Genomic DNA, 23,050 nt, shown 5'->3' with positions numbered 1-23,050 from the left:
TGTTCCATCTTCGCGGATCGCGCCTGACTAAATACCTTCCAGACCGGCGAATCCGTCGGATCCGTCGTCCAGCAGCGGCGAGATGTGCGGCAGCTCGTCGATCGAGTTGATGCCGAGCTTCTCGAGCAGCAGCGACGTCGTTCCATAGTGCATCGCGCCGGTCTCCGGATCCGCGTGCATCTCGGTGATCAGCCCGCGCCCCAGCAGCGTGCGCACGACGCCGTCCACGTTCACCGCGCGGATCTGCGCCACCTGCGAGCGCGTCACGGGCTGCTTGTACGCGATCACCGCGAGCGTCTCGAGCGCCGCCTGCGACAACCGCGCCGGAGCCTGATTTCCGACGAAGTCGGTGATCACCCCGTCGAGCTCCTCCCGCACGTAGATGCGCCACCCCCCGGCCACCTCGCGCAGTTGGAAGCCGCGCTCGGGTCCGCCTGATTCGCCGTCGTAGTCGGCGCGCAGCTCGGCCAGGGCGGCCCGCACCTCCTTCACGGGGGATCCGGCACCCGCCGCAAGCGCCGTTACGCTCATCGGCTCGTCGGCGACGATCAGCAGCGCCTCGAGACGCGGGATCAGGGATGAGGTCTCAGTTGTCATAGTCGGCTCCCAGCGCCTGGAGGTGCTCGTCGTCCCATGTCTCGGCGACCCACCGGATCGTCAGCTCGCCGAGCGGCTCGAGCTGCTCGAACGCGGGGGGGGGGAGCCGGTACAGCTCGAGGATCGAGATGAAGCGGGCCACAATGATGCCCGGCCCGTCGACGCCCGCGGCCAGCTCTCGGAAGGTCACGGATCCGTTCGTGCGCACCGCCGAGACGACGATCGCCGCCTGCTCGCGGATCGACACCTGCGGTGCGTGCAGGTGCTCGAGACCCACGGTCGGGATCTCGCTCGGCGCGAGCGCGAGCGTCGCCAGGGCCGCGAAGTCGTCGGCAGACAGGGTCCATTTCAGCTCGGGCGTTGCGGCGCGGTGCTTCTGCTCGAGCGGCACGTCGCGCGTGTGGCGACCGCCCTCGTGCGTGATGCGGTCCGAGAACCACACCGCGACCTCCTTGAACGCCCGATACTGCAGCAACCGGGCGAACAGCAGGTCCCGGGCCTCCAGCAGCGCGACCGACTCCGCGTCGACGAATTCGCCCTGCGGCAGAAGACCGGCGACCTTCATATCGAGCAGCGTCGCGGCTACGACGAGGAACTCGCTCGCCTCGTCGAGGTTCTCCTCGGGCCCGAGCTCGGCCAGGTAGCCGATGAACTCATCGGTCACGGCCGAGAGCGACACCTCGGTGATGTCGAGCTCGCGCTTCGTGATGAGGTTCAGCAGCAGGTCGAACGGTCCGTCGAAGTTCGACAGCGAGACGCGGAAACCGGCGTCGCCTGCCGGATCCGTGGTCACGGCGCTACGCGACCGCCCCGCGGTGCACGAGCTCGCGGGCGAGGCGCAGGTAGGCCTGGGCGGCGTCGTGGCTCGGCGCGTACTCGATGATCGGCACGCCCGACACCGACGCGTCAGGGAACTTCACGGTGCGACCGATCACGGTCTCGAAGACCTTGTCGTCGAACGTCTCGACGATGCGCTCGAGCACCTCGCGCGAGTGCAGCGTGCGTGAGTCGTACATCGTCGCCAGAAGGCCGTCGAGCTCGAGCGAGGGGTTCAGGCGGTCCTGCACCTTCTCGATCGTCTCGATGAGCAGCGCGACGCCGCGCAGCGCGAAGAACTCGCACTCGAGCGGAATCAGCACGCCGTGCGCCGCGGTGAGCGCGTTGACCGTCAGCAGCCCGAGCGACGGCTGGCAGTCGATGAGGATGACGTCGTACTCCTTCGCCACCTTCGACAGCACGCGGGCGAGGATCATCTCGCGGGCGACCTCGTTCACGAGGTGCACCTCGGCCGCCGACAGGTCGATGTTCGCGGGCAGCACGTCGAGGCCATCGACGTTCGACGGGATGATCGCGTCGTGCGCGTCGCGCTTCGTGTCGAGCATGAGGTCGTAGATCGTCACGACGTCGTGCGTCGCGATGCCGAGACCGGCCGAGAGAGCACCCTGCGGATCGAAGTCGACGGCGAGCACCTTGCGCCCGTACTCGGCAAGCGAGGCCGCGAGGTTGATGCTCGTGGTCGTCTTACCGACCCCGCCCTTCTGGTTGCACAGCGCGATGATGCGCGCGGGACCATGGCGGTCGAGCTTCGCGGGCGTCGGGAACCCGTTGTAGAGCCGTCCCGTCGGACCGAGAACCACGTCCGATTTCTTCTGGGTGTTCGCCACCGATACTCCTCCTGACACGCTCAGTCGAGTGTATCCGCATCGTTACCTTCCGGTCCGTCAGGAACCGCCGATGCGGACGGATCCGTCTGCGTCACCCGCCCGCGCGCAGCGCGTTGATCGGTTCGATGCGCGACGCGCGCCGGGCGGGGTACCAGCCGGAGACCCAACCGACGAGTGCACCGACGGCAACGCCCGCGATGGCGGCGAGCGGATCGACGATGGCCGTCCATTGCTGGATCGCCGCGACGCCGACGACGGCCAACACCCCGAGCGCCGCGCCGATGAGCCCGCCGAGCACGCCGATCACGACCGATTCGACCGTGAACTGTGCGGAGATCTGTCGCCCCGTGGCGCCGAGGGCGCGGCGCAGGCCGATCTCCCCCGTGCGCTCGGTCACCGACAACAGCGTGACGTTCGCGATGCCGAGACCGCCCGCGAGGAGTGACACAGCCCCGACGATGAGGAACAGCAGGTTCACGTCGCCCTGCACGGCGGTGCCGAGGGTTGACCCGGCCGACGGTGCGCGCACCTTGAGCGTCTCGGGGGCATCGCTCGCAAGGGCGAGCGGGGCCTGCTCGGCGATCTGCGGTCCGGCGCCGTACGCGATCTTCGCGATCGCCTCCGCCGGGCGCGCCATCGCGAAATCGCTGCGCGCGGCCCCGTCGGGGATCAGGATCCCGTCGCGCAGCTCGGCGCGCGTCTGCGTCTCGCCGAGGATGCCGATCACGGCATATGCCGTTCCGTCGATGAAGATCGAGGGCTGGTTGTCGACGCGTGTGATGCTGAGGCGATCGGCGACGCGCGACCCGAGCACGGCGACGCGGTCGCCGCGCGCATCATGCCCATCGTCGAACATCCGTCCCGTCGTCAGCTCGCCGCCGACGGCCTGGAGGATCCCCGCCGACGCGGCGCGCAGGGGCGGCACCGCGGTCGACGCGGCGGACGGATCATTGAGCGGCACCGAGGTCACCTCGGCGTCCTCCCCGAGGGTGACGTCGGAGATCAGCGCCGCACGCTCGACGCCGGCGAGCGTTTCGAGGCGGTCGGGCGCGTCCCACGGGATCCGGCCGATCGCGCCGGATCCGCCGTCGTTGCCGAGCGATGTCGTCTCGGGCATGATCGAGACCTGCGTCGATGCTGCCTGGTTGAACTGGCTCGAAATCTGCCCCGACGCGGTCTGCGCGAAGCCCCAGGTCGCCACGAGCGACCCGATGCCGAGCACGGTGCCGAGGATCGTCATGACGAGCCGGCCGGGCCGCGAGCCGATGTCGCTCGTCGCCTCGGAGACGAGGTCGCTCGCGGAGAACCGGTCGCCGCGTGCGACGGGGCGCAGAAGCTCCGCGGCCGACGCGGATCCGCGGGGCTTGTTGCGGCGGAACGCAAAGCGCGGGCGCGTCATGCCGCCTCGCTCAGTCGGCCGTCGGAGATGCGAACGCTGCGGTTCGCGCGATCGGCGATCGCCTGATCGTGCGTGATGATCGCGAGCGTGAGGCCGCCGGCGTTCAGCTCCTCGAACAGGTCCATCACCTCGCCCGATGTGCGCTGATCAAGGCTGCCCGTGGGCTCGTCGGCGAGCAGCAGGCGCGGCCCGCTCACGACGGCCCGTGCGATCGCGACGCGCTGACGTTCGCCGCCCGACAGCGTGCCCGGCAGGAAGTCGCGCCGATGTCCGAGCCCCACCCGGTCGAGCGCCTCGATCGCGCGGTCGCGGCGCTCACGGCGCGGCACCCCGCTGTACGACATCGGCATCAGCACGTTCTCGAACACCGACCGCCTCGCCATCAGGTGGAACGACTGGAAGACGAAGCCGATGAACTGGGCCCGGACCGCCGCGCGGTCGTCTTCCGGGAGGTCGCTGGTCGGCGTGCCCGCGAGCCGGTACTCGCCGACGGTCGGCCGGTCGAGCATGCCGAGGATGTTGAGCATGGTCGACTTGCCGGATCCGCTCGGCCCGACGATCGAGATATACTCGCCGCCGTCGATGCTGAGGTTGACGCCCTTCAGCGCCTGCACCTCGGGCGGGCCGGGAAAGGATCGGGTGACATCGCGCAGCTCGACGATCGGAGCCGTCACGACCCGACCACCACGAGGTCGCCCTCGCCGAGTTCGCCCTCGGCGGGCGTCACCTCGACGTATCCCTCGGCCGCGAGCCCTGTCTCGACCACGACGAGGCGCGTTTCGGCGTCCTCCCCGTCGCGCGGGTCGCCGTCGACGACCTCGACTCGCGACTCGCCACCGGGGCCCGCGGTCAGCGCCGCGTAGGGCACCGACAGCACGTCGCCGTCGGTCGCGCCGACGGGGATGCTGATGCGCACGTTCTCGCCCTGGATCTCGCGCATCACGTCCGGTTCCAGCGGATCCGGCTCGAAGATGACCTTCGTGCGCCCGCTCTCGTCGCTCTTCGCGATCTGCGTGACCGTCGCGGGATGCTCGGTGCCGTCGGGCAGCTCGAAGACCGCCTTCGTGCCCTCCTCCAGCAGTTCCACGTCGGTCGACGACGCCGCGGCGGTGAGCTGGATCGTCGCGCCGGACACCGTCATCGCGGATCCCTCGAGCGCGTCGCCGCGCTTCACCGCAACGGAGTCGACGCGGCGCGGCAGCTCATCGAGGTAGAGCACCTCGCTCGCCGGCAGGAACGGCAGTGCCGCTTCCTGTGCGGAAACGAGCGCCTCCTGCGCCGAGGTGACGGCCTCGCGCGCACCGTCGAGCATCGACTGCTCGGCGCTGACGTCCTTCGGCTGGTCGAGATCCTGGCGGCGCAGCTTGGCGACCTCGAGCTGATCGCGCAGATCGCTCGCGTCCTCCCCCGCGCGCTCCGACTCGGTGATCTGGCGCCACAGGCTGGCGATCTCGTTGTCGGCCTCGCGCACCTCGATCGCGCTCGCGCCCTGCCCGGCGGTGGCGACGGCGGCCTCCGCGTCGGCGACCTGCTGCTCGGCGTCGCGCACGCCCTGCTCGGACGCCGTGACGGCCTCGCGCGTGCCCTCCTCGGGCTCGGGAACCGGATAGCCGGCCTGGTTATACAACTCCGCGACGCCATTCGCCGTCGCCTGGTCGAACACGTTCGAGGCGGGGTCGCCGCCGTCGATGCCCACCGCGGCGAGCGCCTCCTTGAGCTGCACGACATCGGGTCCGGAGACGCCGATCCGCAGTGTGCGGTACGCGGGCAGCTCGCCCGGCAGCACGATGACAGGGCGCCCCGTGACCTCGAGCGCGATCGACAGCTGCGTCACCTCGGCGCCCTCGTCGGGCACCTGACCGGTGACGATGGCGGCGCCCTCGAACGACGACGTGTCGAACGTCAGCTCGGACGAGTCGTTGTATCCGATGTCCCCGCGCAGCGTGACGTCGTTGCTGAGCGCGCCGAACTGCACGGGCACGGTCACGAGCCCCGGATCCGGTGCGCCCGCGCCCGCCGCGCGATCGAACGGCGAGACGACGACCTGACCGAGCACGATGCCGCCCGCGAGCGCCACGACCGCGACGAGCGCTGTGATCCAGAGCCCACGATTGCCGCGGAGCACGCGCCGCCAGCCCCCGGCCGGCGCATCGCTGTCGCCATCGGCGTCGGTGCCGCCCGCCAGCACGTCGTCGAACGCGGCGGGCTGCTCCCCCGTGTCCTGCTGCTCGGTGCGGCGTCGCCCGAAGGCCATCACATCACCTGCTCGGCGGCGGCGCGGAACGCCTCGAGGTCGGCCTTGTTGTCGGCGATGAACTGCTCTTCGAGCTCGAACTGGATCGACAGCGATGTCGCGTCGTAGTCGATCTCGGCGCGGCAGTCGAAGTCGGCGAGCGCGAGCGCCCGCTCCTTGTCGGCTGCCTCGGCCCACTCCGGGGTCGACATCGGGTCCGAGGCATTCATCAGCTCTTCGGCCTCCTCGGCGCTGGCGCTGTCCCAGTCAATCTCTTCCGAGACGGCGTTCTGCTCTTCGTAGAGCTTTTCCTGCTCCTCGTACATCGACGCCTCCGCCTCCGCGCGCGCGGCGAACTCGGTGAATTCGGTGTCGGCCATGCACGCCGCCCACTCGGCGTCGAGCTCGACCATGTCATCGGAGGCCAGGGCCGCTTCGTACAGCTCGGACATCTTGGTCATCAGGGGATCGAACTCTTCGTAGAGCGCGTCGATCTCGCTCATGTTCTGGGTCTCGTTCATGGCCGTGCCGTAGCACCCTTGGTCGAGCGAGTTCCAGTCGAACTCCGGGTCTTCCGCCTGCTCGTCGGAGGGCGTCTCGCCATACAGGGTCGACTCGTAGGCCATGCGCTCAGACTCCGAGAGCGAGTCGACGTACTCCTGGTTCGGATCCTCGGGCATCTCCTCGTCGACCGCTTCCTCGTCGTCCCAGGGCGAGCTGAAGATGCCGTAGCCGTACTTCTCCACCCAGTCGCGCGAGTCAGGATCCCATGCGTCGTCATCGCCCGCGATGACTGACGTGCCTGTGTACGGAACGTACTCGAAGCCCTCCTCCTGCATGCAGGATGCGACGGCCTCCTCCTGCTCGAGCTCCTGTGCCTCCATGTCGGCCTGCTGATCCTCGGGAGACATCTCGGCGTCGTAGAGCGACGACATGTACTTCGACAGCGGTGAATCCTCGTAGGTGAGACCCTTTTCTGACTCGCCGCTGCAACCGGCGAGCACCCCCACGGCGAGGGTCGTTGAGGCGATGACGGTCAGGGAACGTAGGCGGCGCATGATGGTCCTTATCGGCGTGCGGTCTGCGTGGTGAACATCTGATCTTTGCAGAGGTTCTCCGCGTTCCACATCCGCCGAAAGGATGATGCGACGGCCGCGCGTGTCAGACCGCGCGCGGATGCGCGCTCTGGTACATGTCCCTCAGCGTGTCGGGCGAGACGTGCGTGTAGATCTGCGTCGTCGCGACCGACGCGTGCCCGAGCAGCTCCTGCACCACCCGCACGTCGGCGCCGCCCTGCAACAGGTGCGTCGCGAACGAGTGCCGCAGAGTGTGGGGCGAGACGTGCGAGGCCAGGTCGGCGTCGTCGGCCGCCTTCTGGATCACGAGCCAGGCGCTCTGGCGCGATAGGGGCGCTCCGCGCGCGCCGAGGAACAGTCGTCCCGTCGCGCGGCCCTTGGCGGCGAGCCCGGGACGCACGCGCGTGAGGTACGCGTCGAGCGCCGCGCGGGCGAAGGATCCCACCGGCACGATGCGCTCTTTGTTGCCCTTGCCGCGCAGCCGCAGCACCTCGCCGGACTGCAGGTCGTCCACGTCGAGGCTGATGGCCTCGGACACTCGCGCCCCGGTCGCGTACAGCAGCTCGAGCAGGGCGCGATCGCGGATCCCGATCGGCTCTTCCGCGCTCGGCGCGTGCAGCAGCCTCTCGGTCTGATCGATCGTGAGCGCCTTCGGCAGCTTCTGCGGCTGCTTCGGCGGGGCGAGCCGCACCGAGGGATCCTGCTCGGCGACGCCCTCGCGCGCGAGGAACCGGTGCAGGCCCCGGACGGATGACTGCAGCCGCGCGAGCGACGAGGCGGCGGGCGGCGGATCCATCGACGCGCGCTCTGCGGCGAAAGCCGCCACGAGCGCCGGCGTGACGTCGACGACGTCCGTCACCTCGTGCTCGCCGAGCCACGTCGCGTACCCGGCGAGGTCTCGCCGATATGCCTCGACCGTGTGGGCGCTCAGCCCGCGCTCGATCGCGACGTGGCGAAGGTAGTCATCGACCGCACGATCGAGGCGCATCGCGATGCCTTCAGATACCGCGCTGACGTGCGGCCAGCAGGATTCCGATCGTCATCGCAGCGTTATGGATCCGCCCCTCGCTGATCGCGCGCACGGCGTCAGCGAGCGGTACCCACTCTGCGCGGATATCGGCTTCTTCTTCGACGCGGTGGTACTCGGATTCGCGCATGCGCACGCCGGTGGCGAGGTAGATGCGGATGACCTCGTTGGATCCGCCCGGCGAGAGCGCGAAGCTGCCGAGCTCGGTCCAGTTCTCGGCCTCGGCGTCGGCCTCTTCCTTCAGCTCGCGCGCCGCGGCATCGACGGGGTCTTCCCCCTCGATGTCGAGCAGGCCGGCCGGGATCTCCCAGTCGCGCTGCCCGATCGGGTGGCGGTACTGCTGGATCAGCAGCACGCGATCATCGTCGTCGACCGCGACGACGGCAACCGCGCCGGTGTGGTCGAGGTAGTGGCGCACGAGCGTCGTCGGGCCGTACTGGAACGTGTCCTCGCGCACGTCCCAGACGTAGCCGTTGTAGACGGTTTCGCTCTTTCGAACGTCGACCTCGAACGGTTCGTCGCGGATGTCGCTCATTCCTCGACCTCGAACAGCTCACTCGATCGCGCGCGGTCGATGGCGGCGCCGATGAGGCCGCGGAACAGCGGGTGCGCCTCGGTGGGCCGCGAGCGCAGCTCGGGGTGCGCCTGCGTGGCGATGTAGTACGGGTGCGCCTCGCGCGACAGCTCGACGAACTCGACGAGGTCGAGATCGGGGTTGATGCCGGAGAACACCATGCCCGCGCCGGCGATCTGGTCGCGGTAGCGGTTGTTCACCTCGTAGCGGTGGCGGTGGCGCTCCTGCGCGCTCGTAGATCCGTAGACCTCGGCCGCGATGGATCCCTCCGCAAGCTTCGCCGGGTACAGCCCGAGGCGCATCGTGCCGCCCAGGTCGCCGCCATCGAGGATCTCGACCTGCTCCTCCATCGTCGCGATGACGGGCACCGCGGTGTCGGGGTCGAACTCGCTCGACGAGGCGTCGGCGATGTCCGCGACGTTGCGCGCGTACTCGATGACCATGCACTGCAGCCCGAGGCAGATGCCGAGCGTGGGGATCCCCTGCTCGCGCGTGAAGCGCAGCGCGCCGAGCTTGCCCTCGATGCCGCGGATGCCGAATCCGCCCGGCACGACGATGCCGTCGAGGTCGGCGAGGTGCTCGCGCGCTCCCTCTTCGGTTTCGCACAGGTCCGACGGGATCCAGCGGATCTGAACCTTGGCGTCGTGCGCGAAGCCGCCCGCCTTGATGGCCTCGGTCACCGACAGGTACGCGTCCGGCAGGTCGACGTACTTGCCGACGAGCCCGATCGTGACCTCGTGCTTCGGGTGATGCACGGCGTCGAGCACCTTCTGCCAGCGCGTCCAATCGACCTCGCCGGCCCCGTCGAGGCCGAGCTTCTTGATGATCACGCGGTCGAGGCCCTGATCGTTGAGCGTGGAGGGGATGTCGTAGATGCTCGGCAGGTCGACCGTGTTGACGACCGAGTCGGAGTCGACGTCGCACATCAGCGCGATCTTGTTGAGGTTCGATTCGGTCACGGGGCGGTCGCTGCGCAGCACGAGGGCGTCGGGCTGGATGCCGACCTGGCGGAGGGCGGCAACGGAGTGCTGCGTCGGCTTGGTCTTCTGCTCGCCGGACGCACCCATGAACGGCACGAGCGAGACGTGCACGAAGAACACGTTGTCGCGGCCGAGCTCGTGGCGGATCTGGCGCGCCGACTCGAGGAACGGCTGCGACTCGATGTCGCCCACCGTGCCGCCGACCTCGGTGATGATCACGTCGGGCTTCGGGATGTCCTCCGCCTGCAGGCGCATGCGGCGCTTGATCTCATCGGTGATGTGCGGGATGACCTGGACGGTGTCGCCCAGGTACTCGCCGCGGCGCTCGCGCTCGATGACGCGCGAGTAGATCTGGCCGGTCGTGACGTTGGCGGCCTCGGTGAGGTTGATGTCGAGGAAGCGCTCGTAGTGCCCGATGTCGAGGTCGGTCTCGGCGCCGTCGTCGGTCACGAAGACCTCGCCGTGCTGGAACGGGTTCATCGTTCCCGGGTCGACGTTGAGGTAGGGATCGAGCTTCTGCATCACCACGTGCAGACCGCGCGCCGTCAGCAGATTGCCGAGGCTCGCGGCAGTGAGCCCTTTGCCCAAAGACGAGACGACACCACCCGTCACGAAGATGTGTTTGGTGGTGTCGTTGGTCGCCGCATCAGAAGTCTGCATCACGGGCTTCAATCCTAACCGTAGGAAGCGGGAACCAGATGTGAGCGCCGGAGCGCCGCGCTGAGAATGGGCTGAGCACGAGCATACTCACTGGCCGCCGCCCGTGCCCGCGACCCCCAGAAGCTCGCGGGCGTGGGTGATCGCAGCGTCGCTGTCCGACATACCGCTGAGCAGGCGCGCCATCTCGGCCTCGCGCTCGGAACCCTCGAGCCGCGTCACGCTCGAGGCGGTGATCGATCCGTCGGACGACTTCACGACGTTCAGGTGGTTGTTCGCAAAGGCCGCGACCTGGGCGAGGTGCGTGACCGCGATGACCTGCGAGCTCTCGGCGAGCTTCGCGAGCCGCCGGCCGACCTCGATCGCCGCGGCCCCGCCGATACCCGCGTCGACCTCGTCGAAGATGAAGGTCGGCACGGGATCGGTCGCCGCCACGACGACCTCGATCGCAAGCATGACGCGGCTCAGCTCGCCGCCGGAGGCGCCCTTGGCGACCGGGCGCGGATCGGCGCCGGGGTGGGGCGCGAGCTGGAAGGCGACGCCGTCGCGGCCGTGCGCCGACTCGGGGGTCTCGGTCACGTCGACCGTGAGGGTCGCGTCGGGCATGGCGAGCGCGCGCAGTTCCTCGCTCGCCCGCGCCCCCAGCGCGGTCGCGGCGGTCCGGCGCTCGGCCGACAGGCGCCCGCCGGCCTGATCGAGCTCCGTGCGGGCGGCGTCGCGCTCGGCGGTCAGCCGCTCCACGCGGTCATCGTCGTCGTCGAGCTCGGCGAGGCGCGCGGATCCGGTCTCGAGCAGGGCGATCGCCTCGTCGAGGGATCCGTGCAGCCGCACGAGGTCTCCGAGCGCCGCGCGCCGCTCCTCGACGACGGCGAGCTCGGCAGGACCCTGCTCGTCGAGGTCGGCGAGATAGCTCGACAGCGACGTCGCGAGGTCGCTCGCGCGGTAGCTGAGGTCGTCGAGCTGCTCGGCGATCCCCGCGAGCACCGGATCCTCGGCCCGGTCGAGCGACCGGCGCGCGTCGCCGACGAGGGTCGAGACGTCGGCCTCGCCGTCCTCGCTCGACAGCGCCTCGCGCGCGACGAGCGCCGCCTCGCGGAGCGCCTCGGCGTTGGTGAGCCGCTCCGATCGCGCCGCGAGGTCGATGTCCTCCCCCGGCTCCGGGGCCACGGCCTCGATCTCGCCGAGCTGCGCGCGCAGGCGGCCCGCCTCGGCAGCGCGGGCGTCGCGGTCGGTGACGATCTCGGAGAGCTTGCGGTCGATCGCCGTCCACCGGTCGTAGGCCGTGCGGTAGGCCGCGAGCGCATCGCGCACCGGATCCCCGCCGAAGCGGTCGAGCGCGTCGCGCTGTGCGGCGGCAGACTTGAGGCGCAGCTGATCCGACTGGCCGTGCACGGCGACGAGCTGCGCCGCGAGATCCACGAGCACCGACGCCGGGGCCGCCCGCCCGCCGACGGAGGCGCGGCTGCGCCCCTCGGCGGCGATCGTGCGCGAGAGGTACAGCTCGCCGCGGCCGTCGCCCGACGGTTCGAGCTCGCCGCCCGCCTCGCGCACGCGGTCGGCGACGGATCCCTCGGACGGAACGTCCCAGATCCCCTCGACGGTCGCCTGCCGGTCGCCGGAGCGCACCGTGCCGCTGTCGGCGCGCTGGCCCATCAGCAGTCCGAGTCCGGTGACGACCATCGTCTTGCCGGCGCCGGTCTCGCCCGTGATGGCGGTGAATCCCGGCCCCATCGGCAGCACGGCGTCGGCGATCACGCCGAGCCCGGTCAGGCGCATCTGCTCGATCACGCGGTCTGATCCTCCTCGTCGTGTGCGGGCGCCGGCGGGATCACCGCGACGGCCGTCGTCATCATCGATCCGCTCGGGCCGCGCCAGCCGTGAACGGGAAGCTGGAACTTGCGCACGAGGCGATCGGTGAACTCGGCGGGGTGCAGGCGCGCGAGCCGCACCGGCTCTTCGGATCGGCGCAGCGACACGCGCGCACCGGTGGGCAGCAGGTGCATGCGCCTGCCATCGCACCACAGCACGCCGTTGGATCCGGTGTCGCCCGTGATCTCGACCGCGACCAGCTGCTCGGGGCCCACCACGAGGGGCCGCGCGAACAGGGCATGCGCCGACAGCGGCACGACCGTCATGGCCTCGACGCTCGGCCACACGATCGGGCCTCCGGCGGAGAAGTTGTAGGCGGTGGATCCGGTCGGCGTCGCGATGACGCATCCGTCGGCGCCGAAGCTCGACAGCGGGCGGCCGTCGATCTCGATGACGAGCTCGATCATGCGCTCGCGCGCCGCCTTCTCGATCGATGCCTCGTTGAGCGCCCACGTCTCGTAGACGACGTCGCCGAGCCGGTCGCGGACCTTGACCGACAGCGCCAACCGTTCCTCGACCGTGTAGTCGCCGGAGAGCACGCGGTGCACGGCCTCGTCCATGTCGTCGCGCTCGGTCTCGGCGAGGAAGCCGACGTGGCCCATGTTGATGCCGAGAATCGGGGCCGTGCCACCGCGCACGAGCTCGGCCGCGCGCAGGATCGTGCCGTCGCCGCCCAGGACGATCGCCACGTCGATGTCGGCGACAGGCACCTCGTCGACGAGCACCTTCACGCCGGCGAAGCTCGGCGACGCGCCGTTCAGCGATGCGAGGTCGGCCGAATCGAACACGGGCACGGCGCCCTGCTCATGGATGACGGCGGCGATGCGCGCGGCGGCTTGGACCGTATCGGCACGCTGTGCGTGTGCCACGATCAGGATGTTGCGCGCGTTCATCGTCCTCCTCGCTGGGCGTGAGATCTGGTTCTTCTATTGTGTCGGATCAGCACGCGTGCCGCGCACTCCTGACGAATCCCGGCGCTCGCCCCGCGCGATCTCCGCGATGGAGTGTTCGATCGCGTCGTGGTCGGCGTCCGCACCGCGGGCAAGGTGCAGCACGAACTCGCGGTTGCCGTGCGTTCCGGCGAGGGGGCTCTCGATGAGGCCCCGGGCTGCGAGCCCCTGCTCGCGAGCGTTCTCGACAACGCGCCGCACCACGTCCGCCTGCAGCGCGGGATCCTCGACGACGCCCCCGCGGATCCGCTCGCGCCCGACCTCGAACTGCGGTTTGACGAGCAGCACGAAGTCTGCGGCCGGATGCGCCACGGCGATCGCCGCCGGCAGCACGTGCAGAAGCGAGATGAACGACAGGTCGCCCGTCACAACGCTCGGCGCCGCGGCGACGCCGGTCGCCTCGGCGAGCGTCTCGGGCGTCATGAAACGCACGTTCATGCCCTCGACGACGCGCACTCCGCGATCCGCGGCGATCTCGGGCGCGATCTGATCGTGCCCGACGTCGACGGCGAGCACCGGATCCGCGCCGCGCTCGCGCAGCACCTGCGTGAACCCGCCCGTCGAGGCGCCCATGTCGAGCGCCGTCCGCCCGGTGACCTCGATCGCGAACGCGTCGAGGGCGGCGATGAGCTTGTGCGCCGCGCGGCTGACGTAGTGGTCGGCGTCGACGTCGATCCGCTGATTCGGGGCGATCTGCGCCGACGCCTTGGTCGCGGGGCGCCCGTCGACCGTGACGCGGCCGTCGGCGATGAGTCGGGCCGCGTGCGTGCGCGATCGCGCGAGTCCGCGCTCTGAGAGGGCGGCGTCGAGCCGGGCAGTCACTCCTCGGGCGACCGATCAAGCTCGGCGGTCAGCTCATCGTGCAGCTGCCGATACGCTTCGGCGCGCTCGTCGAGGGGCAGCTCCTCGATCTGCTCGACGTCCATCCCTCCACGATACGCGGATCGGCGCTTCCCGTGACGCAAGCGGATCCTCGTGTGCGAACGAGGATCCGCTTGCGTCACCGGAATGGCGCTAGGGGCGGTGGAACGTGTCTCGGTAGAGCCGATCCGGCACCGTGAAGCCGAAGATCTGCCGCCCCGTCGCCCAGATCGCGTGGGCGCCGGCGCGCACGAGGTCGATGTCGCGGTCGCCCTCGGCGAGGATCTCGACGTTCAGTCCCTCGGTCACGCGCACGCGCGCCGTGCCGACGGTCGTCACGCCGCCTCGCTGCGTGACCTCGGGGTACGGCTCGAACAACTCGCGCAGATCGCCGAGGATGTACGTCGGCCGCGCATATTCGGGCGCCGCGAGCACGTGCTTCGGCCGATCGATGCCCGTCAGCACGAGAACCGAATCCATGTTCGCCGCCTGGGCGCCCTGGATGTCGGTGTCGAGACGGTCGCCGAGGAACAGAGCCTTCGTCGCCTCGAAGCGCGAGGTCGCGGCGTGGTAGATCGGCGCTTCCGGCTTGCCCGCGATGGTCGCGAGGCGGCCGACCGCCGTGTGCACGGCCGAGACGAGCGTGCCGTTGCCGGGCGCGACGCCGCGATCGCGCGGAATCGTCCAGTCGGTGTTCGTCGCGATCCAGGGGATCCCGCCCTCGTCCTCGGGCGTGGCGAGCGCGAACGCCGCCTCCGCGAGGTCGGTCCAGGCGACATCGGGGTTGAACCCCTGCACGACGGCCGCGGGCGCGTCGTCGGCCGAGCGCGTGACGACGTAACCCGCCTTCTCGAGCTCGACGACGAGACCCTCGCCGCCGACGACGAGAATCGTGGATCCTGTCGGCACCTTCCCGCTCAGCAGCCGGACGGCGGCCTGCGGGCTCGTGACCACGTCATCCGACTTCGTGTGGAGGCCGAGGTCCGAAAGGTGCTGCGCGACCGAGACGTCGGTGCGCGAGGCGTTGTTGGTGATGTAGCCGAGACGGCGCCCCTCGCTCTCGGCGCGGTTGAGGCTCTCAACAGCGTGCGGGATCGGGCCAGGCCCGGCGTACACGACGCCGTCCAGGTCGGCCAACAGGACGTCGACCCCGTCGAGGGGCGTGGAAGCGCTGCGCTTCCGAGAGAACAGCGCCATCAGTTCTTCTCGTCGCTCTCGCCTGCGCCGTCCTCGTCATCGTCGGTGATGCCGGCCGCCGCCAGCAGCTCGGCGACCTCGTCGCTGATCGACTGGTCGTCGACGACGATGTCGTCGGGAGAGATCTCCTCCGTGGGCACGTCGTCGGTCGTCACGACATCGGCAGCGGGCTCATCGTCGGCGGCGCTCATGTCAGCGGCCGGCGCTGCCGTGACGAGCTCATCGCTCGCAGCAGCGTCGGTAACCGTGTCATCAGTGGACGCGTCGGCCTCAGCACTTTCGGCCGACGGCACGTCGGAGGTGGCTACCGGTGCCGCCGGAGTGTCGTCCTGCACCGCAGGCTCGGTCGCGGAATCGTCGTTCGGGACGGCGTCGATGATCTCGTCATCGGCACCGTTCTCGTCAGTGGACGCGTCGCCGGTCTCTTCTGCGACCGGTTCGTCATCGGAGTCGAAGCCCTGCTGCTCATCGTCACCGGCCAGCGAGGGGATGTAGATCTCCTCGATCTCGACGGTGTCGCCTTCGGCGAGGCGCGACGCGACCGCGTCGCCGGCCACGTCCGCGCGACGAGTCCACTCAGCGGCCTCGTCATCGCGGCCGAGATCGGAAAGCACGGCGGCGCGCGCAGCGAACAGCCCGGCGCTCCATTCGAATGCGCGATCCGGGTCGTCCTCAGGGATGTCGAGCTCGTGAAGAGCCAGCTCCGTCTGACCAAGGTCCAGCCGCGCTCCCGAGAGAGCGATCGCCAGCTCGACGCGCTGGTCGACGGGAAGATCCTCCCGCTTGACACCGCGGCCCTCCTCGAGCGCCTTCTCCGGCCGTCCGACCCCGCGCTCACTGTCGACGATCATCGCCGCGTGATCGTTGCGTCCGGTGATCCGGCGCACGGTGCGCAGCTCCCGCAGCGCGAGAGAGAAGTCGCCAGTGGCATACGCGGTGATCGCGAGCGTCTCGCGCACGACGCCGACGCGGCCGGCATGGCGCATCGCCGCCTGGGCGTGCTCGTGTGCGAGTTCGGGATCATCGTCGATGACCTGAGCCGCCATCGCCACGTGGCGGGCGACGCGCTCGGCGTTCTCGGCCGTCAGTGTCTTGAGCTCGTTGCGCGCCGAGGGCATGAGATCCTTCGGCGTGATCTCGTCGGGCAGCTCCGGATCGCGAACGCGATCCTCGCGCTCGAAGCCGTCGCCGCGCGAGTCGTCCCGGCGGTCGTAGCCCCGGTCGTCACGACGCTCGTAGCCGCCGCGGTCGCCGCGGCGGTCTCCCCCACCGTAACCGCCCTCACGGCGATCGCCGCCGAACCTGGAGCCGCTGTCGCGACGAGGTCCGCCCCGGTCGTCGCGCTGCGGACCGCGGTCGAACCGGCGGTCGCCCTGGCCGCGATCGTCACGACGGTCGCCGCCCCGGAAACCCTCGCGACGGTCGTCGCGGCCGTAGCTGCCGCGGCCGCCATCGCGCGGCGAACTTCCGCGGTAACCACCGTCACGGGATCCGCCCGGGCGGAAGCCGCCCTCGCGACGGTCGCCGTCGCGAGGCGCTCGGCGATATCCGCCATCACGGCGTTCGTACCCGCGCTGACCGCCACGGTCGTCGCGATTCTGACCTCCGCGGTACCCACCGCGATCGTCGCGACTCTGGCCGCTCCGGTAACCGCCGGAGCGGTCATCGCGCCCGGTTGCCCCGCGGAACCCGCCGCGGTCGTCGCGGTTCTGACCCCCGCGATAGCCGCCACGATCATCATGCGGAGCTCCCCCGCGATCGTCACGGTTCTGACCCCCACGGTAACCACCACGGTCGCTCGACGACGGGCCGCCACGGTAGCCTCCCCGATCGCTCGACGAGGACCCACCGCGGTTGCCACCGCGATCGTCGCGCGGAGCACCGCCACGGTATCCGCCACGGTCGTTCGACGATGAGTTGCCGCGGTAACCACCACGGTCATCGCGCGGGGCTCCCCCACGGTAGCCGCCGCGATCGTTCGAGGAGGAGCCACCGCGGTAACCACCGCGATCGTTGCTCGAGGAGTTTCCGCGATATCCACCGCGGTCGTCGCTGCGACCGCGGTATCCACCGTCACGGCCGGCGCCATCGCGCTTGTCACGACCGCCGCGGTCATCGCGGGGCGCGCGGGCGCGATCACCCGAGGGTCCGCGGTTTCCACCGCGATCGTCACGCGAACCACCGTGGTCAGGACGACGATCGCCATTGCCTTCTCGACGGTCGCGGTTCTCGTTGTTGTCCTGCGTGGCCATGTGCACTACTCCCCTATGGTGTGCAGCTCGTGACCGCACCACTCGTTTGATCTCATCCGAGCTTAGAACAGCTCATCTCGACCTTGTCCGGAAACGACGAAAGGGTCGCCCAACCCTGGGCGACCCTTCCATCATCAAAAATAGTTCGGCGGCGTCCTACTCTCCCACAAAGTCCCCCTTGCAGTACCATCGGCGCTGAGAAGCTTAGCTTCCGGGTTCGGAATGTAACCGGGCGTTTCCCTCTCGCTATAACCACCGAAACACTCACACCACTAACACACACCCACCCCACTCAAGGGACGATGCGGCCAGTGAAACATAGGTTTCAACAGCAACACTGTTAAAATATCAATCCCACAGGGTCATACCCTGGGAACCACAAAGTGGACGCGAACAGCTCTTAGAAAGAAAGTGTTATCAAGTCATCGGCTTATTAGTACCAGTCAGCTACACACATTACTGTGCTTCCACATCTGGCCTATCAACCCAGTAGTCTGCTGGGAGCCTCTCGGACCGAAGTCCACGGAAGTCTCATCTTGAGGCCGGCTTCCCGCTTAGATGCTTTCAGCGGTTATCCATCCCGAACGTAGCCAACCAGCCATGCTCCTGGCGGAACAACTGGCACACCAGAGGTTCGTCCAACCCGGTCCTCTCGTACTAGGGTCAGATCCTCTCAAACTTCCTACGCGCGCAGCGGATAGGGACCGAACTGTCTCACGACGTTCTAAACCCAGCTCGCGTACCGCTTTAATGGGCGAACAGCCCAACCCTTGGGACCAACTCCAGCCCCAGGATGCGACGAGCCGACATCGAGGTGCCAAACCATGCCGTCGATATGGACTCTTGGGCAAGATCAGCCTGTTATCCCCGAGGTACCTTTTATCCGTTGAGCGACAGCGCTTCCACACGCCACTGCCGGATCACTAGTCCCGACTTTCGTCCCTGCTCGACCTGTCAGTCTCACAGTCAAGCTCCCTTGTGCACTTACACTCGCCACCTGATTGCCAACCAGGTTGAGGGAACCTTTGGGCGCCTCCGTTACTCTTTGGGAGGCAACCGCCCCAGTTAAACTACCCACCAGGCACTGTCCCTGAACCGGATCACGGTTCGAAGTTAGATGTCCCAAATGACCAGAGTGGTATTTCAACAACGACTCCACAACCACTAGCGTGGCCGCTTCACAGTCTCCCACCTATCCTACACAAGCCATACAGAACACCAATACCAAGCTATAGTAAAGGTCACGGGGTCTTTCCGTCCTGCTGCGCGAAACGAGCATCTTTACTCGTACTGCAATTTCGCCGAGTTCGTGGTTGAGACAGTTGGGGAATCGTTACGCCATTCGTGCAGGTCGGAACTTACCCGACAAGGAATTTCGCTACCTTAGGATGGTTATAGTTACCACCGCCGTTTACTGGGGCTTAAATTCTGAGCTTCACACCGAAGTGTTAACCCTTCCTCTTAACCTTCCAGCACCGGGCAGGCGTCAGTCCGTATACATCGTCTTGCAACTTCGCACGGACCTGTGTTTTTAGTAAACAGTCGTTCCCCACTGGTCTCTGCGGCCCACACACCCCTTCACACGCAAGGTGCTATAAGTGGTGGGCGCCCCTTCTCCCGAAGTTACGGGGCCATTTTGCCGAGTTCCTTAACCACGATTATCTCGATCTCCTTGGTATTCTCTACCTGACCACCTGAGTTGGTTTGGGGTACGGGCGGCTAGAACCTCACGTCGATGCTTTTCTTGGCAGCATAGGATCACCCACTTGAAACGCATCACGTCTCAGCCTTCATGACTCCCGGATTTGCCTAAGAGTCGGCCTACACGCTTGCACTGGACACCATCTGCCAGCTGGGCTACCTTCCTGCGTCACACCTGTTAATACGTTAACCGCACCAGCATGGGGTCGTGCGCTAGGCCACCCGGTGAACCCCGAAGGGTCCGATGGATGGATTCAGGCACTTAGCACCACTGGATTAGCTTGGACGGTTCTTCGCCGGTACGGGAATATCAACCCGTTATCCATCGACTACGCCTGTCGGCCTCGCCTTAGGTCCCGACTTACCCAGGGAAGATTAGCTTAACCCTGGAACCCTTGGTCATTCGGAGGACACGTTTCTCACGTGTCATTCGCTACTCATGCCTGCATTCTCACTCGTGTGGCGTCCACGGCTGGATCACTCCGCCGCTTCACTCGCCACACGACGCTCTCCTACCCATCAACACGACTGCCCCGAAGGGAATCGCATGTGTCAATGCCACAACTTCGGTGGCGTGCTTGAGCCCCGCTACATTGTCGGCGCGGAATCACTTGACCAGTGAGCTATTACGCACTCTTTCAAGGGTGGCTGCTTCTAAGCCAACCTCCTGGTTGTCTAAGCAACTCCACATCCTTTCCCACTTAGCACGCGCTTAGGGACCTTAGATGGTGGTCTGGGTTGTTTCCCTCTCGACGATGAAGCTTATCCCCCACCGTCTCACTGCTGCGCTCTCACTTACCGGCATTCGGAGTTTGGCTGACGTCAGTAACCCTGTGGGGCCCATCGGCCATCCAGTAGCTCTACCTCCAGTAAGAAACACGCAACGCTGCACCTAAATGCATTTCGGAGAGAACCAGCTATCACGAAGTTTGATTGGCCTTTCACCCCTATCCACAGCTCATCCCCTCAGTTTTCAACCTAAGTGGGTTCGGTCCTCCACACGCTCTTACACGTGCTTCAACCTGGCCATGGATAGATCACTTCGCTTCGGGTCTAGGACACGCGACTAAAATCGCCCTATTCAGACTCGCTTTCGCTACGGCTTCCCCACTCGGGTTAACCTCGCCACGTATCACTAACTCGCAGGCTCATTCTTCAAAAGGCACGCCGTCACCCCAACAAGGAGGCTCCGACGGTTTGTAAGCAGACGGTTTCAGGTACTATTTCACTCCCCTCCCGGGGTACTTTTCACCTTTCCCTCACGGTACTTGTCCGCTATCGGTCATCTGGAAGTATTTAGGCTTATCAGGTGGTCCTGACAGATTCACACGGGATTTCACGGGCCCCGTGCTACTTGGGATCCCTACAACCGCAGAACACGCATGTCGACTACGAGACTGGCACTCTCTTTGGTCCTGCTTTCAAACAGGTTCGTCTATACGCTTCTGTACGATCAGAGACTCGGCAGAATCTCTAAGTAGGTCCCACAACCCCGCACGTGCAACGCCTGCCGGCTTGAACACACGCACGGTTTAGCCTCATCCGCTTTCGCTCGCCACTACTCACGGAATCACTTTTGTTTTCTCTTCCTGTGGGTACTGAGATGTTTCACTTCCCCACGTTCCCTCTACCCGCCCTATATATTCAGGCGGGAGTCACCAGGACACATAAATGCGCCTGGCGGGGTTTCCCCATTCGGAAATCCTCGGATCACAGCCCGCTTATCGGCTCCCCAAGGCTTATCGCAGATTGCTACGTCCTTCTTCGGCTCCAGATGCCAAGGCATCCACCGTCTGCTCTTAAAGACTTGAAATCACATGAGTCACAAACCACAAAGGTTTGTGTTCGCTTTCTTTAAGATGCTCGCGTCCACTGTGTAGTTCTCAAAGTACGACCACACCCCAACCCTCCACGCAAACGCGTCTCAGATAAGGGGTGGAAGAAGCCTCGCTACCACGCACAAAGCGTGACGGCTGAGCCTTCAGGACCCAACAACGTGCATGCACCCCGCTCTGACAACCCCCACGTTCCCACCAAACCAAAGGTCCGGCGTACTAGCGAAAATCCCCACAACGAGATGCCTTGTCAAAAGTTCTACCCATGAGCCCCAGAGCAGCACATTCGGCCACTAACTGGGTTTCTGGACACCCCAAAGGGTGTCAGATGCTCCTTAGAAAGGAGGTGATCCAGCCGCACCTTCCGGTACGGCTACCTTGTTACGACTTAGTCCTAATTACCGATCCCACCTTCGACAGCTCCCTCCCACAAGGGGTTAGGCCACCGGCTTCAGGTGTTACCGACTTTCATGACTTGACGGGCGGTGTGTACAAGACCCGGGAACGTATTCACCGCAGCGTTGCTGATCTGCGATTACTAGCGACTCCGACTTCATGTAGTCGAGTTGCAGACTACAATCCGAACTGGGACCGGCTTTTTGGGATTCGCTCCACCTCACGGTATCGCAGCCCATTGTACCGGCCATTGTAGCATGCGTGAAGCCCAAGACATAAGGGGCATGATGATTTGACGTCATCCCCACCTTCCTCCGAGTTGACCCCGGCAGTATTCCATGAGTTCCCACCATAACGTGCTGGCAACATAGAACGAGGGTTGCGCTCGTTGCGGGACTTAACCCAACATCTCACGACACGAGCTGACGACAACCATGCACCACCTGTATACCGACCACAAGGGGGCGACTGTTTCCAGCCGTTTCCGGTATATGTCAAGCCTTGGTAAGGTTCTTCGCGTTGCATCGAATTAATCCGCATGCTCCGCCGCTTGTGCGGGTCCCCGTCAATTCCTTTGAGTTTTAGCCTTGCGGCCGTACTCCCCAGGCGGGGAACTTAATGCGTTAGCTGCGTCACGGAGACCGTAGAAAGGCCCCCACAACTAGTTCCCAACGTTTACGGAGTGGACTACCAGGGTATCTAAGCCTGTTTGCTCCCCACTCTTTCGCTCCTCAGCGTCAGTTACGGCCCAGAGATCTGCCTTCGCCATCGGTGTTCCTCCTGATATCTGCGCATTCCACCGCTACACCAGGAATTCCAATCTCCCCTACCGCACTCAAGTCTGCCCGTACCCACTGCAAGCTGGAAGTTGAGCCTCCAGTTTTCACAGCAGACGTGACAAACCGCCTACGAGCTCTTTACGCCCAATAATTCCGGATAACGCTTGCACCCTACGTATTACCGCGGCTGCTGGCACGTAGTTAGCCGGTGCTTTTTCTGAAGGTACCGTCACCCGAAGGCTTCTTCCCAACTAAAAGAGGTTTACAACCCGAAGGCCGTCGTCCCTCACGCGGCGTTGCTGCATCAGGCTTGCGCCCATTGTGCAATATTCCCCACTGCTGCCTCCCGTAGGAGTCTGGGCCGTGTCTCAGTCCCAGTGTGGCCGGTCACCCTCTCAGGCCGGCTACCCGTCGACGCCTTGGTGAGCCACTACCTCACCAACAAGCTGATAGGACGCGAGCCCCTCCCGAACCGAAAAATCTTTCCCACGAGTAACCATGCGGTTCTCGTGCGTATCCGGTATTAGCAGCTGTTTCCAACTGTTATCCCGAAGTTCGGGGCAGGTTGCTCACGTGTTACTCACCCGTTCGCCACTAATCCACCCAGCAAGCTGGGCTTCATCGTTCGACTTGCATGTGTTAAGCACGCCGCCAGCGTTCATCCTGAGCCAGGATCAAACTCTCCAAAAAGAAAAAATGCATACCCACACGGGAAAACGTGTAAGCAGCGAGTTTGATGCTGACCAATGTGATGTCATCTGACATCAAATGATCCAAAGGAATCTCTCAAAGCTAGGAAAACCTAGCCCGAGGACATATTGGCATTTGACAAGTGCACGCTGTTGAGTTCTCAAGGATCAGACGCTCCCAGCCCTCAGCAACCAAGCTGAGCCCTCCGGGGCAACTTCTCTATCTTATCACCGTGATTCCGACTGTCAAATCCGACACGCCGAAGCTACCGAAGCAACCAGGCCATCAGACCGGCAAACCGATCACAGCGACA

Annotated in this window: 16 protein-coding genes and 3 rRNA genes; 1 reads left to right on the top strand and 18 read right to left on the bottom strand. The window is 66.2% G+C overall.

Features of this window, described 5'->3' with window-relative positions:
- Positions 1–27: 27 nt before the first annotated feature.
- From scpB to G510_RS16585, 15 genes are all read right to left on the bottom strand, one after another.
- On the bottom strand, positions 28–597 hold the full coding sequence (gene scpB / locus G510_RS0111205) for an SMC-Scp complex subunit ScpB (protein ID WP_029153699.1): 570 nt from the start codon (positions 595–597) through the stop codon (positions 28–30).
- Positions 587–1,390 (bottom strand): segregation and condensation protein A, encoded by an 804-nt coding sequence (locus G510_RS16605; protein WP_036322979.1) that lies wholly within the window; start codon positions 1,388–1,390, stop codon positions 587–589. The genes scpB and G510_RS16605 overlap by 11 nt, the downstream gene beginning before the upstream one ends.
- 4 nt (positions 1,391–1,394) lie before the next feature.
- The gene (locus tag G510_RS0111195) at positions 1,395–2,261 is read right to left on the bottom strand and encodes a ParA family protein (protein ID WP_029153698.1); all 867 of its coding nucleotides are present in this window, start codon (positions 2,259–2,261) and stop codon (positions 1,395–1,397) included.
- Between the two features lie 91 nt (positions 2,262–2,352).
- The gene (locus G510_RS0111190; protein WP_084644332.1) at positions 2,353–3,660 is read right to left on the bottom strand and encodes an ABC transporter permease; all 1,308 of its coding nucleotides are present in this window, start codon (positions 3,658–3,660) and stop codon (positions 2,353–2,355) included.
- Positions 3,657–4,334 (bottom strand): ABC transporter ATP-binding protein, encoded by a 678-nt coding sequence (locus G510_RS0111185; RefSeq protein ID WP_029153696.1) that lies wholly within the window; start codon positions 4,332–4,334, stop codon positions 3,657–3,659. The genes G510_RS0111190 and G510_RS0111185 overlap by 4 nt, the downstream gene beginning before the upstream one ends.
- The gene (locus G510_RS0111180) at positions 4,331–5,914 is read right to left on the bottom strand and encodes an efflux RND transporter periplasmic adaptor subunit (protein WP_245563327.1); all 1,584 of its coding nucleotides are present in this window, start codon (positions 5,912–5,914) and stop codon (positions 4,331–4,333) included. The genes G510_RS0111185 and G510_RS0111180 overlap by 4 nt, the downstream gene beginning before the upstream one ends.
- Entirely contained in the window at positions 5,914–6,951 is a 1,038-nt protein-coding gene (locus tag G510_RS0111175) for a hypothetical protein (RefSeq protein ID WP_029153694.1), read from the bottom strand. The genes G510_RS0111180 and G510_RS0111175 overlap by 1 nt, the downstream gene beginning before the upstream one ends.
- A gap of 103 nt (positions 6,952–7,054) precedes the next feature.
- Positions 7,055–7,957 (bottom strand): site-specific tyrosine recombinase XerD, encoded by a 903-nt coding sequence (gene xerD, locus G510_RS0111170; RefSeq protein WP_029153693.1) that lies wholly within the window; start codon positions 7,955–7,957, stop codon positions 7,055–7,057.
- Positions 7,958–7,967: 10 nt separating this feature from the next.
- The gene (locus G510_RS16600) at positions 7,968–8,531 is read right to left on the bottom strand and encodes an NUDIX domain-containing protein (protein WP_036322976.1); all 564 of its coding nucleotides are present in this window, start codon (positions 8,529–8,531) and stop codon (positions 7,968–7,970) included.
- A complete protein-coding gene (locus G510_RS0111160) occupies positions 8,528–10,210 on the bottom strand; it encodes a CTP synthase (RefSeq protein ID WP_029153692.1) in 1,683 nt (560 codons plus the stop codon). The genes G510_RS16600 and G510_RS0111160 overlap by 4 nt, the downstream gene beginning before the upstream one ends.
- A gap of 87 nt (positions 10,211–10,297) precedes the next feature.
- Entirely contained in the window at positions 10,298–11,995 is a 1,698-nt protein-coding gene (gene recN, locus G510_RS0111155) for a DNA repair protein RecN (protein WP_029153691.1), read from the bottom strand.
- On the bottom strand, positions 11,992–12,969 hold the full coding sequence (locus G510_RS16595; RefSeq protein ID WP_084644331.1) for an NAD kinase: 978 nt from the start codon (positions 12,967–12,969) through the stop codon (positions 11,992–11,994). The genes recN and G510_RS16595 overlap by 4 nt, the downstream gene beginning before the upstream one ends.
- A gap of 33 nt (positions 12,970–13,002) precedes the next feature.
- The gene (locus tag G510_RS16590) at positions 13,003–13,848 is read right to left on the bottom strand and encodes a TlyA family RNA methyltransferase (protein WP_051216697.1); all 846 of its coding nucleotides are present in this window, start codon (positions 13,846–13,848) and stop codon (positions 13,003–13,005) included.
- A 192-nt stretch (positions 13,849–14,040) separates the two neighbouring features.
- Entirely contained in the window at positions 14,041–15,084 is a 1,044-nt protein-coding gene (locus G510_RS0111135; protein ID WP_029153690.1) for an HAD-IIA family hydrolase, read from the bottom strand.
- Positions 15,084–16,202, bottom strand: coding sequence for a hypothetical protein (locus G510_RS16585; RefSeq protein WP_084644330.1), 1,119 nt, complete (start codon positions 16,200–16,202; stop codon positions 15,084–15,086). Before G510_RS16585 ends, G510_RS0111135 begins: the two co-directional genes overlap by 1 nt.
- Here G510_RS16585 and G510_RS18305 point away from each other — a divergent pair.
- On the top strand, positions 16,137–17,000 hold the full coding sequence (locus G510_RS18305; protein WP_157560567.1) for a hypothetical protein: 864 nt from the start codon (positions 16,137–16,139) through the stop codon (positions 16,998–17,000). The genes G510_RS16585 and G510_RS18305 overlap by 66 nt on opposite strands.
- 479 nt (positions 17,001–17,479) lie before the next feature.
- On the opposite strand, the gene rrf is transcribed toward G510_RS18305, so the two are convergent.
- From rrf to G510_RS0111115, 3 genes are all read right to left on the bottom strand, one after another.
- A 5S ribosomal RNA gene (gene rrf, locus G510_RS0111125) occupies positions 17,480–17,596 on the bottom strand.
- A gap of 153 nt (positions 17,597–17,749) precedes the next feature.
- Positions 17,750–20,850 (bottom strand): 23S ribosomal RNA (locus G510_RS0111120).
- Positions 20,851–21,211: 361 nt separating this feature from the next.
- Positions 21,212–22,737: ribosomal RNA gene (locus G510_RS0111115) — 16S ribosomal RNA — on the bottom strand.
- The 16S, 23S and 5S rRNA genes sit together here, the layout of an rRNA operon.
- Positions 22,738–23,050 lie beyond the last annotated feature (313 nt).

Origin of the sequence: Microbacterium gubbeenense DSM 15944 (assembly GCF_000422745.1) — a bacterium.
In the GTDB taxonomy this organism is placed as follows: Bacteria; Actinomycetota; Actinomycetes; order Actinomycetales; family Microbacteriaceae; genus Microbacterium; species Microbacterium gubbeenense.
This window is presented reverse-complemented; position numbering and strand designations above follow the sequence as displayed.

Coding starts and splice junctions, on each gene's coding strand:
- G510_RS0111135 (WP_029153690.1), bottom strand. CDS start 15,084: ATGGCGCTGTTCTCTCGGAAGCGCAGCGCTTCCACGCCCCTCGACGGG.
- G510_RS16585 (WP_084644330.1), bottom strand. CDS start 16,202: ATGCCCTCGGCGCGCAACGAGCTCAAGACACTGACGGCCGAGAACGCC.
- xerD (WP_029153693.1), bottom strand. CDS start 7,957: ATGCGCCTCGATCGTGCGGTCGATGACTACCTTCGCCACGTCGCGATC.
- scpB (WP_029153699.1), bottom strand. CDS start 597: ATGACAACTGAGACCTCATCCCTGATCCCGCGTCTCGAGGCGCTGCTG.
- G510_RS16595 (WP_084644331.1), bottom strand. CDS start 12,969: ATGAACGCGCGCAACATCCTGATCGTGGCACACGCACAGCGTGCCGAT.
- G510_RS0111175 (WP_029153694.1), bottom strand. CDS start 6,951: ATGCGCCGCCTACGTTCCCTGACCGTCATCGCCTCAACGACCCTCGCC.
- G510_RS0111160 (WP_029153692.1), bottom strand. CDS start 10,210: ATGCAGACTTCTGATGCGGCGACCAACGACACCACCAAACACATCTTC.
- G510_RS0111190 (WP_084644332.1), bottom strand. CDS start 3,660: ATGACGCGCCCGCGCTTTGCGTTCCGCCGCAACAAGCCCCGCGGATCC.
- G510_RS16600 (WP_036322976.1), bottom strand. CDS start 8,531: ATGAGCGACATCCGCGACGAACCGTTCGAGGTCGACGTTCGAAAGAGC.
- G510_RS0111180 (WP_245563327.1), bottom strand. CDS start 5,914: ATGGCCTTCGGGCGACGCCGCACCGAGCAGCAGGACACGGGGGAGCAG.